The organism is Streptomyces sp. NPDC051219, assembly GCF_040682335.1.
Lineage (GTDB): Bacteria > Actinomycetota > Actinomycetes > Streptomycetales > Streptomycetaceae > Streptomyces.
The window spans coordinates 1-16,178 of record NZ_JBFBAS010000045.1; the positions used below are offsets into that span (position 1 = coordinate 1).

Sequence of the window (16,178 nt, forward strand, 5' to 3'; positions counted from 1 at the left end):
CGATCTGAGACTGATCTTGGGTGACATCGCGGTGAGACAACAGAGAACCAGCAGGTCACAGAAGATCGACATGTCATCGGCGGCGAGACCCTACATCTCAGGCTCACCTGGATCTGCAGCCCCCGACGCCCCTGACCGATCTGCCGAGCATGGGAGCGCCCCCGCGGCCGGTGCGCGGCAGAAGGGGAATGGTTGTTCCGCTGCGGCTGCGCGCCGGCGGTCAGGCAGGGGTGGGGCGCACTCCGGGTTCACGAACTGCCTTGTGTCGTGCGTCACATGACGTGGCGTGAGGTGTTGCACCGGTGTTTGCGCAAAGCTCCGTTGGGGCGGCACGCCTCGAGTCGGCATGGCAGGTCAGGAGGCGTGGCGTGCGGGGGTGGGTGGGGTGGCGGGGATCGGCGAAAATGACATAAGTCGGTTGCTGCGAACAAGAATGCGTAACCAGAGCGACGCGCTCGGTGAGATTTTCTAGGCTTGCTGTTGCACAAACGGGCGCCCCGGGACGTCATCGGAACGAAGGCGCACACCAGCGCCTTTCCGAGGCCGCCTGGGGGAATCTGGGCCTCGCCTTTCGCACAGGAGGGGCCCGAGGGCTCGTGACGATGGAGCTTGCGGCGGACGTACTCATGGCGGCGCTGGCACTGCGGGTGTTCGGCCGCGACGCCGTGATACTGGCGCGCCGCGCGGCCGTAGCCGGGGTGAAGGCAGGCATCAGCGAGATGCGCCGTACCAGCCGCAGCGAGGGAGCAGAGTGAGCCGCGGACTCCCACACCGGACACCGGGCGCCGCGCCGATGACAAATAAGTTGCCGGTGGACTTCAGCGCATTCCACCAGACGCACCGCCCGGCCTACATCCGCTGGGCCCATACCTACCTCAGCAACCGCGCCGACGCCGAGGAAGCCGTCGACGCCGCCTTCGAACTACTCCTGAAGGCATGGACCGTGGTGCTCTCCAGCGAGAACCCGGCCGGCTACGCCTGGCGAGTCCTGCGCAACAGCACCATCGACGTCGGCCGGGCCCGCGGGCGGCGCCCGGCGCTCCTGGACGCGGCCGCGTTCGAGGTCGTGGCGTTACGCGAGGCGGTGGACCCCATCGGACAGCTGGAGGAGACGCTCAATCTCTTCCAGGCCATCCGGCAGCTTCCCGAACGCCAGATGGACGTGATGGTCCTGCTGTACCTGCACGGCTACACCATCACCCAGGTCGCCGACGAAATGGGCATCACTCCCGCCGGCGTTCGATCCACCGCCCGCCACGCCAAACGCCGCCTGCGCCACACCCTCGGTCTCGACGTCACCGACAAGGAAGAGGGACGCGCTGATGACGTCGCCCATTGACGATCTGCTCTCCCGGGCGCGCCAGATCCACCAGCCCTACACCCAGGCCGACATCGACGCCGCCGAATCCCGTCTCGCCGCCCGGGCCGCTTCGGCCTTCCTCCATGAGCTGGAAGAAGGCGGCCCCCAAACCGCCCGCACGCCGCGGCAGACACCATCGGAACGCAAAGCCCCCAGCGAGGAGAGCACTGCGGCACAGGATCTGCAGACTCTGTGCGAGACCGTCGTCACGCACACCGGGGCACTGGCCGATTTGAAACTCTTCCTGGCCCGGGCCCTGCCCGAGCCGTCCGGCGCACGAGTGCTCGGCTGCATGCTGCAGCTGTCCGAACGCGAGGAATCCGCCCGCTTCTGGTGGCAGTACGCCGCCGGAGCCGGCGACACCGCCGCCACCTACTGCCTCTACCTCCACCACAGAGCACTGGGCGAGTACGGAGAAGCCGACTGGTGGCACACCCAGGCCGACATCGTCACCTCCCAGGACACCGGTGACGACCAAGTCGCCCTCGCCCCCACCACCTCCCTGCGGATCCTGCGCGCCCTGAAAATCGATACCCCGGGCGTGCCGGACTGCGTCAGCGCGGTGCTGGACTACGTACCGGTCGCTGTCACCTACGTCGACGACGACCTCGACCTGCCCCTGCCCGACCCCGACTTCACCGATCACATCCGCACGCTGACCGCCGCCGCACCGGCCGACCCCACGCGCGGGCCCCGGCCCGCGCCCCTGCCCAAGCGCAAGATCCCCCGCAGATCCACCTGCCGCACGCGAGCGGGCTGGCCGTGACACCTCCCGCACGCAGCGGCCCAACTGCCGAGTACGACGGAGGCGCAGCCGTGGCCATCTTCGTCCCGGAAACGGTCGAATCGGAACGCCACGCCGACGACGTGCCGGCGCCCCCGCAATCCGCGTCCAGATAGGCGTCCCGAAACTTCGGCAACGCCCGCCAACGACGAAGGCCCTGACCGCGCCGGGCGGGGTGGTCAGAGCCTTCATCCACACGGAACCATGGGGGGACCTGGTACGCACGTGTCCATCGGATAACGCCCTTCACGGCGAGAGGTCACGCCCGTCCTGTCCGCTGTCCGCTCAGGGGAGCGCCCGGACCTCAATCCCACGCGCGAGACCTCCGTACCGATCACCGATCCGGGTCTCGCTCTCGTCCGTCTGCCACCAGGAAAGTGATACTAGGTCGTAAAATACCCACAGAGGGCAAACCGTGGCGTAGATGCTGTGAATGGAAATCGGGCCAGGCCGGTGCCCTCTGGAGGCGTCAGGTCGGCGACGAAGATCACTAGCCCCTTCCCTGACCAGTTCACCGATCGACAGTGGGCCCGGTACATCAAGCAGGGCCGTGAAATGGTCGAGGAGGAGACCCGTATCCAGTTTCGGCTGGGGGATCTGACCTTGAAGATGGTCCCCGGCGTGCGCGGGGTCGGCGCGGCCGTCCCGTCGCTGTCCGTTCTCGCTGCCGAGCGTCAGGTTGCAGGGGCGGGCAAGCATGCAGCGTCGCTGCGGTTCGCGGAGAACGTTCCCTTCAGCACGGCGCACGCCGTCGATGCGATGGACTGGAGAAACGTGGACTGGCCGGTGGCTCACGCCGCGGCGATCGCCTGGCAGGCGGTCAAGGCGGGTGAGCCGCTCACGGTTTTGTCACTTGAGCCCGAGTTGTACGCGGGAACGGGCATCACCCCGCTGAATCCCACCTGATCGCGTCGCATCCAGACGCCGGCGCACGTCGCGGGAACGGCGGCCGTTTCCACTGGAGACGGCCGCCGCCTTCATTCTCAGCGCGCGTTGCGCAGGTACTCGCGCCGTGCGGTGACCAGCGTCCGCCATCGGCTGCGGGTGGGCTGCTCGCCGTCCAGCCACCGCGCCGCGGAGGCGCCGCTGAGAGAGCGGTCGGCCATGAAGTGGGCGATGTCGTCGTAGTACGTGTAGTCGCCGCCGCGAGTGAGGTTTTGCAGACGTGAGATCGCAGCGCTGAGCTTGTCGTAGTCGTTTTGGACGGCGTGGTGGAAGCACAGGGCCAGTTCCAGCGCGGCTTCCGCAGATGCCAGGCCGGCGTTGCTGATTTCGGCGCGGAGCAGGCGTACGGGCTCGAGGCTGCTGATTGCCCCGGCGTCTCGGACGAGGGCAGCGATCTTTGTGGTGAGGGTGGTGGCGCGGAGGTCGAGCCCGGTCAGCAGCTGTTCGGCAAGGTGGAGTTCGTCGTCGGCGGCGTCGGGGTCGGTGAAGGCGAGGACGAAGGCACGCTGGGCCTGGCTGGTGGCGCGTTCGCCGGCGACATTGTGCTGTTCGGCCTCATCGCGGGCGGCTTCGTATGCGACGGCCGCGCGTTCCATGTCGCCGTGGGGCCAGAGGATGTCGCCTTCGACGCGGTAGTGGCGGCCTTCCCAGCCGAGGGTCTGCACGACGTCGTACGCGGTGGGGAAGTCGCCGGCGAGGCGGGCGAGGTGGGCCAGGCCGCGCCGGGCAGCGGGGGCGAGGCGGCCGCCGCCGTCGGCGACGAGCTGCATTCCTTGCCGGGAGTCGTCGGAGCGACCGATGTCGCGCTGGGCCTTGGCGAGGTAGTAGACGGCCATCTCATGCAGGTCGGTGGGGAGCAGTCCGGCGCCGACGACGGTGGTGAGCCGGTCGGCGGTGACGGTGCGGTGCTCGTGCTGGCGGCGGGCGAGCGCGCTGAGCAGTTCGACCAGGGCGTCGGCCGCGGTCTCCGACCTCTCAGCGTCTGGCCGGGCGGGTGGGGCGATGGGCTCCCATACGGAGTCGCTGACGTAGCTCCATGCCGCGCTGGCGAGCCAGTCCAGGTCGAGCCGGAAGTCGCGGGCAAGGGCGAGGCCTTGGCGCAGACACCCGACCAGCAGCACCCGGTCCCGCCCGGAGCCGGCGGCCCACTGGGTGCCGAGCGCTTCGAGGGCCCGTTCGGCGGCCTGCTGCCAGTCGCGCGGGGACCAGCGGTCGTCGGCCTGGTCGTCAGCGCCTCGGACGGTGGAGCGGATGAGGCCGTGCAGGTGGTACGGCCACAGCCCGAAGGGCTGCTCTCGGACGAAAGGCCGCTCGATGAGCCGCATCGCCGGCGCCTCATGGGTCATGCCTGCAGCCCGAGTTGCCAGGGCGAGGTCGAAGGCGTCCAGCAGCGCGACGGAGCGCAGGACGTGACGCTCATCCGGTGTGAGGTCGGACAAGGTGCGGGCGATCAGGGCCGGGAAGTCGACCTCGAAGTCGGCCGGCTGCGGGTCGCGGCCCGTACGGCGGATTTCCAGGAACCGCATCACCGACAGGTCAAGGTAGAGCGGCAGGCCGTGGGACCGGTCGGTGATGACCCGGCGGATCTCGTCGCCGATGAGGGGCTGTCCGTCGCGTGCGAGCCGGCGGGCGAGGTAGTCGTCGCAGTCCTCGGGGGAGAAGTCGCCGATCAGCACCTGCCGCCTGCGGCCGCGGCCGGCGAGCGCGGATGTGGTGCGGGCAGCTGGCATGTCGTGCGCGACCAGGCCGGGCCAGGCGGCGGGCCCGGTGTAGTCGAGTTGGCCCTGGAGAGCGGAGTCGGCCCACTGCAGGCGGGAGCGGCCGGTGATGACAAAGAAGGCATTGGGCATGAGCCACACCACCCGCTGCAGCAGGCGCTCCATGTCCCGGTGGGTGCGGTCCCCGACGTCCTCGAAGGTGTCCAGCAGGATCACCGGCGTCACCTTCTTGTCCGCCGGGAGCTGCGCCAGTTCCCAGGCCAGCAGGTGCGGGTAGAAGGAGAGCGTCTCCAGATCAGGCTCAGCTTCCAGCAGGTCGGCGAGCCGCGCGCATCCGGCGAGCGCCCGGACGGTCTGCCGGCGCTCGCGCAGCGCCCGTACGAGGGAGCCGGTCACCGCACCGACCGCCGTGCCGACGCTGCCCGGTAGCAGCAGCGCCTGGGCGACGTCCGCGAGCGCGGACTGCATCTGCTGCGGCATCGCCTTGCCGAACCGGCCGGCCAGGCCTCCGCGGCGCAGGTACTCCTCCAAAGGTTCGCCCGGGTGCTGCTGCTCCCAGTAACGCCGTAGCGCCAGGTCGAAAGCGGGCAGCGGCCGGCCGAGCTCCGCGAGCGCGGCCCGGATCGTCAGCACGACCTGCTCGAAGTCGGTGCCGGCGGAGCGGGCCAGGTCGATTCGTACGGGCAGGATCCGCTCACCGGACCAGGTGGGCTCCCCCCACTGGGCAGGCCGGTGCTCAGCACCGGCCAGCGCGGCCTCCAGCTTGCGGGACAGCGTCGTCTTGCCGATGCCGCCGACCCCGTGGAACACCTGCAGGTTGTCACGCGGGGCCTCGAGGTCCTCGGCGTCGAAGGCGGGGTCCGCGGTGCGCCGCAGGTGCTCGGTGAGCGCGGCACCCACCAACTCCCACTGAAACTGGCGGTTCGTGAACGCCTCCGCCGTCGACAGGCCGCGGTCATTCGTACTGAACAACGCCCTGAGATCCCGACCTGCCACGCCCAACCCCCGAGAAACGATGATCACCTGGGCCCAACCTATGCCGGAGCGAGCCCCCTTGAGGGAAGCATCCCCTGGATGCTGTGACGTGCGCAGGAGCTCCGCCCGCCGATCGTGGCGCGTCGCGGCACTGTGCCACCGGAATCGGCCAACGAGACAATGGCCGTTTCACATCAAGATCAACACAAAGGTGGTACTGCCGTGTCCGACACCCCCAACCGCGACTTCTCCCAGCTGGAAGGCGGCGATGAACTGCAGGCGGCGGACATCGTCCGGGACGTGGTGACCTGGTACAACACCCAGCTCGCCACTGAGCGTCGCTCCCCGGTGCCCGACGAGGACCGGATCGAGGAGCTGAAGGTAGGCCGGCAGGCCGCGCTGGACGACCAGCAGCGGCTGGGGACCGCCGACCCGCAGGAGACGGCCCGGATCGCTGCCCTCTACGCCGCGCGGCTGAAGGAACTCAACGAGTCGTAGTCCGTGGCCCTCCTCAGTACGGGGAGCGGCCAGACGGGCGGGTGCGGCCGGTCGATCCGGGCCGGCTGCACCCGCGCGGGCATCAACGGCCGTGCCAGCGCGGCGATCTCGTCCAACTCGCGGCGGTGCTGGGGCAGCGCCAGGCGCAGCGCGTGATGGAGTCGGAGGAACTGGGCGGCCTCCTGGTCGGTGTAGGGCCGCTGCCGCTCCGCCGCCAGCGCCCACGACACCCGCGCGCCGCCGCCGGCCTCGTGGCGCAGCAGGGCCTCCCCATCCCGCCGGATTACCGTCACGGCCGTGATCGCCGGATGCGTCTGAGCGAGCTCCACGACGTTGGCCAGAGCGCGGAAGCACTGGTCGTGCCCCGCTCGCGAGGTGAACCGGCCGTTGCCCCCGATCTGCAGGGAACGGGCATACCGCAGCGCCGTCGCCAGCCGGCTGTCGGCCTCCCTCACGGCCAGGACCACCAGCTCGACCGGATAGCCGCCGGTCGCGAACGGCAGCGCACTGCCCAGGAACTCCTTCACGCTGCCCGGCGCTCCCTCGATGAGCACGTCACCGCGCCGGACCCGCACGTACGCCTCCGCCTCGGCGAACCAGGCCCGGTAGTCCGCCCGGATCGCCGCGCCCGCGTTGCGGGGATCGTCCCTCAGCAGCTGGAAGTAGTCCGGATGCGACGCCTTGAAGTCGTCGCCCACCAGGTGGACCGTCCCCGGCCGCATGGCCCGCCTGACCATCCTGGCCGCCAGCAGCTTCCCCGCCCCCGGCTGGCCCAGTACGTAGACGGCCCGCGGGTCGTCCCGGCGGATGATGCCGTTCAGATAGGACGGGGCGATCAGCTCGTCGAAGACCCAGCGATGTTCGTCGGCCGACAGCCGGTGATAGTCCACCCCCGGCGCCTGGCTGCGGGGCTGCGCTATCCGGCGGACCGGCTCGGCCAGGGCGGCAGCGCGCTCGGCATCCCGCTGGACGGCCAGGCGCCGGTCCTCACAGGCCAGTTCGCGGTGTAGGCGCTGGTCGGTCCGGGCCAGTTCCCGGCGGAAGACGGCCGTCTCCCGCGCGGACCACGGCCGCGACCGCTCGTACGCCACCGCCTTCTCGGCCGCCGGCCGCCGTCGCCACATTCCGTCCACGAGGTCGTTGTCGTACAGCACCGTGCCGTCGCGGCGTACGACGGTGATGCGGTCCGCCAACTGCTCGGCCTCGATGACCGCGAGCGTCGCAAGCATCTGCTTCGCGCACGTGTCGTGGTTCTCCCACGACACGTACCGACCGCCGCCGTCGATCGCCTCGCACAGGAAGCGGTCCAGGATTCCGAGCTGGCTCCACGCCTCCGCTGTCGCCACCGCCACCACCTCGACGCGGGAGCCGGCCTGCCGGTACGCACCAGCAGATGTACGGAACTCGGCGGGATCGGCCAGGGCCGACTCCACCACTGCGTCGAACCCGTGGATGCGGACGTACTCCTCGACGGCGGCCTGCCAGCGGCGCGTGTCTGGCCGGACCTTCACTCCCGCCGTGCGGACATCGACGGCCAGCAGTTCGGCGTAGTGCTGGTGCGCGGCCTTGTACAGGTCACTGCCGATCCGCACTGCGCCGCCGCGACGGTCCAGCACCGCCTGGACGAGGTCAGCGACTTGGGTCTTCCCTGCGCCCGGCTGGCCGCCGACGATCACGACGACCGGCCGGTCCTGGCGGGCAGCGTCTTTCGTCCACGCCGGAAGGATCACCCGGGTCAGAACGTCGCGGCTTTCGTCGTCGGACAGCATGACCGATACGACGTGACTGTCTCTCACCGGTTCTCCTGGGCGGCCACGAGCGTCTCCTTGCTGATCTGCAGGTCGTGCTCTTCGTGCATGTCTTCGTGTGCTGGCCAGCCGCCAGACCCGATGAAACAACTATAACATGCAAACATCACGATCGAACGGCATGGCTGCGGGAGTCTGCCGTGCTGCCAGTTGGCGTGCGACGGGGGCCGCTTGGCGATGCGCGGGCACGCAAAAGGCCGGCGCCCAATCCGCCGAAGCGGGTGGCAAGGGCACCGGCCAACCGAAAACACACACTCCGCGGGAGAACCCGAGAGGTGGTCTCGCTAGCGAGTGTATCGGCCCGACGTCACATTCGACACGCGCTTCCTTGCCGATAGTGATGCAAAGGGGTTATTGTTGTCTCGTTGGCGTGTCGTGGCAGCGCGCCGGCACCGAACACACCTCACGCAAGGAGAAGCTCATGCCCGTCTACCTCGCCCGGCGAGATGCCGACCACCACGTCCAGGAGCTCGAAGCCCCCGCCGTCACCGACGCCGCCGAGCGCGCCGCCGGCGACAGCGCGCACCTGGCCTGGCCGGCCAGCGCCGCGGCCGCGGCCGCCGAACTCGCCGAGCTCGCCCGCGACCTGGCCGACGCCGACGTCACCGTGCAGTGGCACCCCGACGGCCTCCTCCTGCCGAACCTCGCCTCAGGCCCCGGCGACACCGCCGGCATCCGCGTCCACACCACGCGCCGCGCCCCGCACGGCCTCTACGTCATCACCGCCGCCGCCCTGGTTCCGCTCACCCACGCCGCCGGCGCCCTCGCCTTCCTCCAGCCGTTCATCGACGCCGCCGCCCGCAGCTGCGACGGATGCGGCGCCGAGCCCGGCGAGCCGTGCCTGCCGAACTGCCTGCCGGACCCCTCGACCACCTGAATCGCCCGCTCCGGGCGGGGCGCTGACACCGGCGCCCCGCCCGCCCTCTGATGGAGATACGAACAAGATGATTCGCGCCGGACGCCTCAAGTACGCACAGACGATGGCCGACCTGGCTGCCGCGGTCGGCAAGCCGCTGGGCACCTTCCGCAACACCAAGCCGTATGAGCAGGAGGGGCACCCCGCCCCGATCAGCTCGCCCGACGCACGGGCCAAGCTGTGGGACAGCGAGCAGACGAAGGCCTTCTGGGCTGGCGAGCCCGTCCCCGAGCTGCCGGACGTCGATGACGACGAGGACCTGCTGGACCGCCATGAGGCCGCTGCCGAGCTGGGCGTTTCGCCGGCCAGTTGGAACAAGTACAAGAGCGACCCGAAGCTGACTGAGCACGTCGTCCTGGTCCCGAAGGAGAACGGCACCGAGCACTGGCCGCGCCGCGTCGTGCGCGAGTTCAAGGCCTCCCGCCCCGGCCGCGGCGCCGGCGGCGGCCGCCGCACCGGCAGCGGCGACATGATCCCGCGCGACGAGATCCTGCCCCGCATCGCCGAGCTGCTCGACGACAACCCGGCGATCACGCTCACCGAAGTCGCCGACACCCTGGGCATCGCGAAGTTCCCCACCGCCCAGGCCGGACTCGCGCAGGTCCGCGGCCGGCGCATCGCCGACCTGGTCGAGGCCACCCCCCAGCTGACCCCGCTCGAGGCCGCCGAGCGCCTCGGCTACCCCACCGTCACCCACCGCGGCGCCGCGACGATCGCCGAGGCCGAGCTGTGCACCCGCCGTGCACGCCCGTACCTGCAGCAGGTGGCCGACGCCCTGGCCGAGGCCGGCGTCGCCGAGCCGGTCCAGGTGGAGGTGCGCCAGCTCGCCGACGAGCACCTGGCGGCAGCCGTCCCGCTCACCGCGAGCCAGACGTCGCCGGCGCTGGTGTGGGACGAGCGGTACGGATGGCGCACCGCGACCAGCAGGCGCCACCCGAGCGGCAAGGAAACCGGCACCGCTCCGGAAGGCGAGGGCATCCGCTACCTCGGCAGCAGCATCCGGCCGGAGTCGGCCGAGCTGCTCGAGCAGCTCGCCGACGGCCGCAAGGGCTCCAAGCGCCCCAAGGCCTAACCCTGCTGAGAGGTTCAGCCGGCCCGCGGATAGCTCGCCGCAGGCCCCACCGTGCCGGAACCAAAGCGGGCGTTGAGCGCGTCGATGGCCTGCTCGGCGCGCAGCCGGTGCTCCCGGTCGGGGTCGAAGGAGAGCTGCTCGCAGGCCGCGGCCGCATCCACCAGCTGCTCGCAACGCAGGGCGACCGCCCGCACCCGGGCCCGCTGCAGCCCCAAGGCCCGGTACATCTCGTACGCCGCGTCGCGCAGATCGTCGGTGTGCGCGGACGGCCCGCCGGGCAGTTGGCGGCTGCGGTGGATCTGGGTGCGGTCGGCGAAGGTCACCGTCATGGTCACGGCCTTCGCCGCCTGCCGGCGCGTTCGCAGCCGCTCGCCGAGCTCGACCGCCAGCGACAGCAGCGCGGAGCGCACCAGTTCCGGGGCCAGGGTGTCGGTCGGGAAGCGCCGCTGGGCGGCGGCGCTGTGCGGCAGCTCGGCCGGCACCACCCTGCGGCGGTCAACTCCGCGGGCCCGCTCGCGCAGCAGCCGGCCCGTCTTCCCGCCCAGCACCCGCTGCACCGTCGACTCCGGCAGATTCGCCAGCAGCCCGATCGTGTGCACCCCGTACGTCGTCAGCGTCCGCTCCTGGGCGCGCCCGATGCCATGGAGCTCACCAACCGGCCGCGGGTGAAGGAACGCCGCCACCGCCTCCGAACTGGAGCCGACCGCATACACTCCGCCCCGCCCCGGCTCCCGGGACGCCATCGCCGCGACCGTCCAGTTCGGCCCCACCCCGATCGCCACGGGCAAGCCGTACAGCGCCAGGGCCCGCGCCCGGATCATCCGAGCCAGCTCTGCCGGATCGCGATCGAAGAACCGCACGCTGCCGGAGACGTCCGCCACGGCAGCGGATGGCGGCAGGGCCTGCACCATCGGCGTCACGTCCCCCACCAGGCCGAGCAGCAGCCGGTACAGACCGGGATCCACGTCCATCGGGCAGCGCAGATGGAGGATCGGCGAACCGGCCCCCACGGCCTGGTCGTGCTGCTCGTCCATGGCGACACCTCCCACCCTCACCGTACTCGAACAAGAATCGAACACACATCGTCCGGGGCGTCCCGGCCAGGGCTTGCCCACCTACACCCGAGGCTTGCCCAGCACCACGTCCCCAAGGCTTGCCCAGCACCCTGACCAGCAGCAACGCCATCGGGTATGGGACGCCTCCACTGGCCCGCCATCGTCGACCGCGCCCGGGCAATCGTGACCGCGTACGGGGAACTGGGCTGCACGCTGCGCCAGGTCCACTACCGGCTCGTCGCCGAAGGGCTCATCCCCAACACGGCGCCCACCTACCGGCGTCTGTCCTCCCAACTGGCCCAGGCCCGCCGCGACGGCCACTTCCCCGACCTGATCGACACCCTGCGCGAAGTCCACGTCCCTCCGGCCTGGTCCGACGCCCCCGCGTTCCTCGCCGACGTCCCCGGATGGTTCGCCCTGGACCGCACCGCCGGCCAGAGGACCGCGCTGTACCTCGCGGCCGAGAAGGACACGCTGCGCCGCATGTTTACCGACTGGCTGGCCGACCTCGGCATCCCCGTCCTGGTCGTACGCGGCTTCGGTTCCCAGTCGTACGTGGACATCGTGCGGGCCCGCACCGCCCGCGACCCGCGCCCCGCCGTGCTGCTCTACGTCGTTCTCCCGGGCGACCGCGAGTGTGGCGCGACGCTGCGTCTGATCGTGTGAGCTGAGGTTCTTCCTCGCATCTCTGGAGCTGTCGTGATCGTTGCGACACGTTGCAGATGGAGTGGAGAAACCCTTGCGAGCTTTTCGTGTACGGCTGCCTTCGGGGGCCGCGTACTGGACGGTGCTGGACGAGGACCTGGCGGTGGTGCCGGCGGCGGATGCGTTCTTGCGGTATGTGCGGTTCGGCCGGGACCAGGCGGAGTTGACGACGCGTACGTACGCCGGGCACGTCGCGCTGTACCTGCGCTGGTGTGCCCGGACCGGCCGTGACTGGCGGACCGCCGCGGTGGATCTCGGGCTGTTCACGGTGTGGCTGAAGTACGGGACTCCGGCGGCCACGGGGATCGAGCGGCCGGTCGCGGGCCGCGGGGTGGTGATGGCCGGGCCGGGGACGGAGCCGCACCGCCAGCCGGGCCGGATCGGGAACGTGCTGACCGGCGTACGGCAGTTCCTCCTGCACGGCATCACCGCGAAGAGCGTGCCCTCGGAGGTCCTGGTCCAGCTCTACGAGGTGGCCGAGGACTGGGACCTGCCGGAGGAGGCCCGCAGCGAGGGGATGAGCTACCGGCTCAAGGCCCGCCACCGGGTACAGGTGCCGCGCAAGCGCCGGGACCGGGCCACGGACGCCGAAGCGGTGGCACTGTTCATGGCCTGCCGCAACGCCCGCGACCGCTTCATCGTGCTGCTGCTCGCCCGAGCCGGACTGCGCCGCGGCACAGCGGCGGGCCTGCGGCGCGAGGACATGCACTTCATGCCGGACTCCACCGCGCTGGGCTGCCGGGTGGCCGGCTCCCATCTCCACGTGCTGCGGCGGGAGAACGTCAACGGGGCGTGGGCCAAGCGGCAGCCGAGCGCGGGGCCGGGGAAGGCCAAGCCGGTCGACTTTCTGGTGGTCCAGGCCCACGACCAGTACGTGATCGAGCGGATGGCGCTGCCACACGGCGTCGCGAGCGACTTCGTGCTGGTCAACCTGTTCGCCGAGCCGCTGGGCGCCCCGATGAGCCCGGACGGCGTCACCGAGCTGTTGGTGCGGCTGTCGAAGCGGGCTGGGCTGTCGCGGATCGTGACCCCGCACATGCTCCGGCATGCGATGGCCAGCAACGTCGCGGACGCCGGCGGCAACCTGGACGAGGTGGCCGCCCTGCTCGATCACGCACGGCTGTCCAGCGCCGAGCCGTATCTGCACCCGGACCCGGCCCGGCTGCGCCGGGCCGTGGATCGGGTGCCTTCGCCGCGCGAACTGGCGGGAGGAGGCCGATGACTACGGCAATGACTCTGCCGGCGGCGCCGCCGGCTTTGGGCGCCCGCGAGGAGGAGCGGGCCGCGTTCCTGTGGTCGCTGATCGAGCCAGGGTTCTTCACGGAGGTCGGCTGGGACGGCGAGCGACGTGTCCTGAGCGCGCCGGTCGACCATCCCCTGCTGGGCATGCGGGCCTGCCCGGTGCCGGAGTGCGACCTGCCGTCGAAGAGCCGTGGTCTGTGCCGGACCTGCCAGGACCAGCACCGCAAGTCCGGACTGCCGTTCGAGGAGTTCATCAAGCTCCCGCGCACCACTCCCCGCGTGGGTGCGGGCAGGTGCCGGGTTGGCGGATGCGAGAGGACCTGGATCAATTCCGGCAGACAGCCGCTGTGTCGCTCGCACTGGTACCAGCACCGGCAGTCCGGCGGCACGCTGACGGAGTTCCTCGCCGACCCCGCGGCCCTGGCGCTGCCACGCTTTGGCGACTGCGGTGTGCTCGCCTGCACCCGGCAGACCGTGACCGGGGTGGGGCACCGGCTCTGCCATCCGCACGGCAAGCAGCTCAACCGCCTTCGCAATGCGGATGCGGACGTCGACGAGCAGATGTGGCTGCGGACCGTGCCGTCGGGGTGCAGCGGCTCAGAGATCAGCTTTCGGGGCCTTGCTGATCTGGTCGTCGCGCAGCTGCTGTTCGGGTTGCAGCACCGCTGCCGGCGCGGTGCGAAGACCGACATCGGCGGGCTGCGCGCGCTCATCGACCGCACCATCCGCCCCTCGCTGGCGGGCCGCCTGGAGGACGTCCCCGGACCGGAGGCGAACGGCACGGCGAAGGTGCTGCTCAACCGCCTGACCGCCTACGCGCTGCGGGCGTTCAAGTCTCCGGAGGGCGAGTACGGCAAGGACACCTGGGACCTGTCGGTCTTCGGGCATCGCGGATCGGTGGAGTTCACCGAAATCCACCAGCCCTGGCTGAAGGAGACCGCCAAACGCTGGGCCCGCGACTACCTGACCCGTGTGCGCTCGCGCAGCACCTCCTCCCACGCCCGCCAGCACATGATCGGACTGGCCTTCTTGTCGCGGAGTCTTGAGGCCTGCCCGGACCAGGGCATGGACACGGGGGCGCTGGGCCGCGCGGACGTCGAGAACTACTTGAACCGGATGACGTTCCTTGAGGCCAACGGCCGCATCGCTGGCGGCACCCGCACCAGCTATGTCCGGGCTGCCCGTAATGTCCTGCGGCAGGGCCGGGTGATGGCCTGACCAGGTCCGACGGGCCGATGGCCGGGTTGCCGGACGACTTTGTGATCACCCGGCACGACGTCCCGAAACCGCCGGAGCCCTCAGAGGAGGGCCAAGATCTGCCACCGGAGGTGATGCGGCAGCTCTGCGCGCACTTGGATCTGTTCGAGGAGATGACGTGTCGGGAACTGCGCGTCGCGGTGGAGCTGATGATGGACACCGGCCGTCGTCCGGAGGAGATCTGCAAGCTGGAGTTCCACTGCATGAATCGGGACCGGCAAGGCAAACCTGTCCTGGTATACACCAACTGGAAGGAACAGCGGATCCGGCGTGAGCTGCCGGTCCACGAACCCACCGCCCAGCTGATCCGCGAGCAGCAAGAACGCGTGCGGCTCCTCTATCCGGGCCGGCCGCAGTCTCAGCTGGCGCTGCTGCCGTCATCGGTGATGAACCAGTTCGGGGCCAAGGGCATCGACTCCACCCACTTCAGCGGGGTGCACCGTGAATGGGTTACTGCCCTACCGGAGTTCCGGCTCGATGACGGCACGATCTTCGACAAGGAGAAGATCTTCCCCTACGCCTACCGGCACTCCTTTGCCCAGCGCCACTCGGATGCCGGCGTTCCTATCGAGGTCCTCTCGCCCTTGATGGATCATGACTCCTACCAGTCGACCCGCTGCTACTACCGGGTCAAGGAAGTAAGGCTGCGCGAGGCCGTCGACAAGGTCACCGCGATGCAGTTCGACCGCCACGGACAGCGCGTCTGGGGAGCGGTCACCACCTTGCTGGACGCCGAACGCGTCCGACTGGCGATCGGCTCGGTCCAAGTCCCCTTCGGCACCTGCTCCGAGCCGTCCAACGTCTCTGCCGGAGGCGGTGCCTGCCCCCTGAGGTTCCGCTGCATGGGCTGCGACCACTACTCCACCGACGTCTCCCACCTCCCCGAGCTCGCCGCCTACCTCGATGGTCTGCTGCGGCAGCGCGAACGGCTGCGGTCGATGACCGAGGCTGACGAATGGGCCCGCGCGGAGGCCACCCCGTCCGAGGAGGAGATCTCCCGCGTCCGGCGGCTGATCCGCCGCGTCACCGAGGAGGTCGACCAACTCACCGACACCGAACGCGCCGAGATCCATCAGGCCGCGGACATGGTCCGAAAGACCCGCCAGGGCTTCCTCGGCATGCCCCGCGTCCCCCAGCCCCTGCCCGACCTCCGACCGGAGCGACCCGCATGACCTCACCCGAACCGGCCGTCCAGGCCATGCTGGAAGGCCGCCGAGCCGACACCGGCCGGCGCCGGCAGCGCGTCCTCGCGGCCTTGGCCGAAGCCGCTAAGGACGGCTCGCAGACCAGCGTGGCGGCGATCGCCCGCCGCGCGGGCGTCGACCGCACCTTCCTCTACCGCCACCGCGACCTGCTCGGCCAGATCCACGCCCAGGCCGCCGAGCCGCCCACCGTCCCCGGCGGCCGGGGACCGGCCGTCAGTCGGGCCTCGCTCCAGGCCGACCTGGCAGCGGCCGACGCCCGCACGGCCCGCCTTGCCGTACACATCCGACGCCTCGAATCCCGGCTTAGCCAGGTCCTGGGCGAACAGGTCTGGCGCGAGTCCGGCATCGCAGGCCCCAACGACACCGAACAGCTCCAGGCCCGGATCACCACCCTCGAACAGCAGGTCATCGACCTGGAACTCAAGATCCAGGACCGGGACGACGATCTCGCCGCAGCACGCGCGGCCAACCGCGAACTTATGGCCCAGCTCAACCGCGCGGCTCCGGCGAATCCCCTCGCCTCGAATGAAGCCGCAGGTCACCGGCTGCTTGAGTGAAAGAATGCCGTGGTGGACAGCGGTGGCCGGGGCGGAACATGGAGTGAGACCCAGAATTTCAGTTCGTTGAGGTGAGACGTC

The 16,178-nt window shown here is 70.4% G+C and carries 15 protein-coding genes; 12 read left to right on the forward strand and 3 right to left on the reverse strand.

Annotated features, from left to right (window positions below; all coding sequences use genetic code 11):
* Positions 1–596: 596 nt before the first annotated feature.
* From AB0M62_RS30935 to AB0M62_RS30950, 4 genes are all read left to right on the forward strand, one after another.
* The gene (locus AB0M62_RS30935) at positions 597–755 is read left to right on the forward strand and encodes a hypothetical protein (RefSeq protein WP_366077691.1); all 159 of its coding nucleotides are present in this window, start codon (positions 597–599) and stop codon (positions 753–755) included.
* Positions 756–811: 56 nt separating this feature from the next.
* Positions 812–1,339, forward strand: a complete 528-nt coding sequence (locus tag AB0M62_RS30940; protein ID WP_366077640.1) for a sigma-70 family RNA polymerase sigma factor — start codon at positions 812–814, stop codon at positions 1,337–1,339.
* The gene (locus AB0M62_RS30945) at positions 1,323–2,126 is read left to right on the forward strand and encodes a hypothetical protein (RefSeq protein ID WP_366077641.1); all 804 of its coding nucleotides are present in this window, start codon (positions 1,323–1,325) and stop codon (positions 2,124–2,126) included. The genes AB0M62_RS30940 and AB0M62_RS30945 overlap by 17 nt, the downstream gene beginning before the upstream one ends.
* 573 nt (positions 2,127–2,699) lie before the next feature.
* Positions 2,700–3,050 (forward strand): hypothetical protein, encoded by a 351-nt coding sequence (locus tag AB0M62_RS30950; RefSeq protein ID WP_366077642.1) that lies wholly within the window; start codon positions 2,700–2,702, stop codon positions 3,048–3,050.
* 77 nt (positions 3,051–3,127) lie between these two features.
* Here the strand turns inward: AB0M62_RS30950 and AB0M62_RS30955 are convergent, their stop codons facing one another.
* The gene (locus AB0M62_RS30955) at positions 3,128–5,803 is read right to left on the reverse strand and encodes an ATP/GTP-binding protein (protein ID WP_366077643.1); all 2,676 of its coding nucleotides are present in this window, start codon (positions 5,801–5,803) and stop codon (positions 3,128–3,130) included.
* 201 nt (positions 5,804–6,004) lie between these two features.
* Between AB0M62_RS30955 and AB0M62_RS30960 the strand changes: the two genes are divergently transcribed.
* Positions 6,005–6,280 carry a hypothetical protein gene (locus tag AB0M62_RS30960; protein ID WP_366077644.1) on the forward strand — a complete coding sequence of 92 codons (276 nt, stop codon included), beginning with the start codon at positions 6,005–6,007 and terminating at the stop codon, positions 6,278–6,280.
* On the opposite strand, the gene AB0M62_RS30965 is transcribed toward AB0M62_RS30960, so the two are convergent.
* Positions 6,244–8,076, reverse strand: coding sequence for a zeta toxin family protein (locus tag AB0M62_RS30965; RefSeq protein WP_366077645.1), 1,833 nt, complete (start codon positions 8,074–8,076; stop codon positions 6,244–6,246). The genes AB0M62_RS30960 and AB0M62_RS30965 overlap by 37 nt on opposite strands.
* 382 nt (positions 8,077–8,458) lie before the next feature.
* Here AB0M62_RS30965 and AB0M62_RS30970 point away from each other — a divergent pair, with 382 nt between their 5' ends.
* Both AB0M62_RS30970 and AB0M62_RS30975 read left to right on the forward strand, forming a co-directional pair.
* A complete protein-coding gene (locus tag AB0M62_RS30970; protein ID WP_366077646.1) occupies positions 8,459–8,965 on the forward strand; it encodes a hypothetical protein in 507 nt (168 codons plus the stop codon).
* Between the two features lie 67 nt (positions 8,966–9,032).
* Positions 9,033–10,076, forward strand: a complete 1,044-nt coding sequence (locus AB0M62_RS30975; RefSeq protein ID WP_366077647.1) for a DUF6292 family protein — start codon at positions 9,033–9,035, stop codon at positions 10,074–10,076.
* Positions 10,077–10,090: 14 nt separating this feature from the next.
* Here the strand turns inward: AB0M62_RS30975 and AB0M62_RS30980 are convergent, their stop codons facing one another.
* A complete protein-coding gene (locus tag AB0M62_RS30980) occupies positions 10,091–11,110 on the reverse strand; it encodes a hypothetical protein (RefSeq protein ID WP_366077648.1) in 1,020 nt (339 codons plus the stop codon).
* Between the two features lie 156 nt (positions 11,111–11,266).
* Here AB0M62_RS30980 and AB0M62_RS30985 point away from each other — a divergent pair, with 156 nt between their 5' ends.
* The 5 genes from AB0M62_RS30985 to AB0M62_RS31005 all read left to right on the forward strand — a co-directional run bounded on the left by AB0M62_RS30985 (position 11,267) and on the right by AB0M62_RS31005 (position 16,097).
* The gene (locus AB0M62_RS30985) at positions 11,267–11,797 is read left to right on the forward strand and encodes a hypothetical protein (RefSeq protein ID WP_366077650.1); all 531 of its coding nucleotides are present in this window, start codon (positions 11,267–11,269) and stop codon (positions 11,795–11,797) included.
* A gap of 73 nt (positions 11,798–11,870) precedes the next feature.
* Positions 11,871–13,058: a tyrosine-type recombinase/integrase gene (locus AB0M62_RS30990; RefSeq protein WP_366077652.1), complete on the forward strand. Its 1,188-nt coding sequence runs from the start codon at positions 11,871–11,873 to the stop codon at positions 13,056–13,058.
* Positions 13,055–14,296, forward strand: coding sequence for a hypothetical protein (locus AB0M62_RS30995; protein WP_366077653.1), 1,242 nt, complete (start codon positions 13,055–13,057; stop codon positions 14,294–14,296). Before AB0M62_RS30990 ends, AB0M62_RS30995 begins: the two co-directional genes overlap by 4 nt.
* A gap of 17 nt (positions 14,297–14,313) precedes the next feature.
* Entirely contained in the window at positions 14,314–15,507 is a 1,194-nt protein-coding gene (locus AB0M62_RS31000) for a site-specific integrase (protein ID WP_366077655.1), read from the forward strand.
* Positions 15,504–16,097 (forward strand): hypothetical protein, encoded by a 594-nt coding sequence (locus AB0M62_RS31005; protein ID WP_366077656.1) that lies wholly within the window; start codon positions 15,504–15,506, stop codon positions 16,095–16,097. The genes AB0M62_RS31000 and AB0M62_RS31005 overlap by 4 nt, the downstream gene beginning before the upstream one ends.
* Positions 16,098–16,178: the final 81 nt, after the last annotated feature.

Coding starts and splice junctions, on each gene's coding strand:
- AB0M62_RS30945 (WP_366077641.1), top strand. CDS start 1,323: ATGACGTCGCCCATTGACGATCTGCTCTCCCGGGCGCGCCAGATCCAC.
- AB0M62_RS30950 (WP_366077642.1), top strand. CDS start 2,700: ATGGTCGAGGAGGAGACCCGTATCCAGTTTCGGCTGGGGGATCTGACC.
- AB0M62_RS30975 (WP_366077647.1), top strand. CDS start 9,033: ATGATTCGCGCCGGACGCCTCAAGTACGCACAGACGATGGCCGACCTG.
- AB0M62_RS30980 (WP_366077648.1), bottom strand. CDS start 11,110: ATGGACGAGCAGCACGACCAGGCCGTGGGGGCCGGTTCGCCGATCCTC.
- AB0M62_RS30985 (WP_366077650.1), top strand. CDS start 11,267: ATGGGACGCCTCCACTGGCCCGCCATCGTCGACCGCGCCCGGGCAATC.
- AB0M62_RS30995 (WP_366077653.1), top strand. CDS start 13,055: ATGACTACGGCAATGACTCTGCCGGCGGCGCCGCCGGCTTTGGGCGCC.
- AB0M62_RS31000 (WP_366077655.1), top strand. CDS start 14,314: ATGGCCGGGTTGCCGGACGACTTTGTGATCACCCGGCACGACGTCCCG.
- AB0M62_RS31005 (WP_366077656.1), top strand. CDS start 15,504: ATGACCTCACCCGAACCGGCCGTCCAGGCCATGCTGGAAGGCCGCCGA.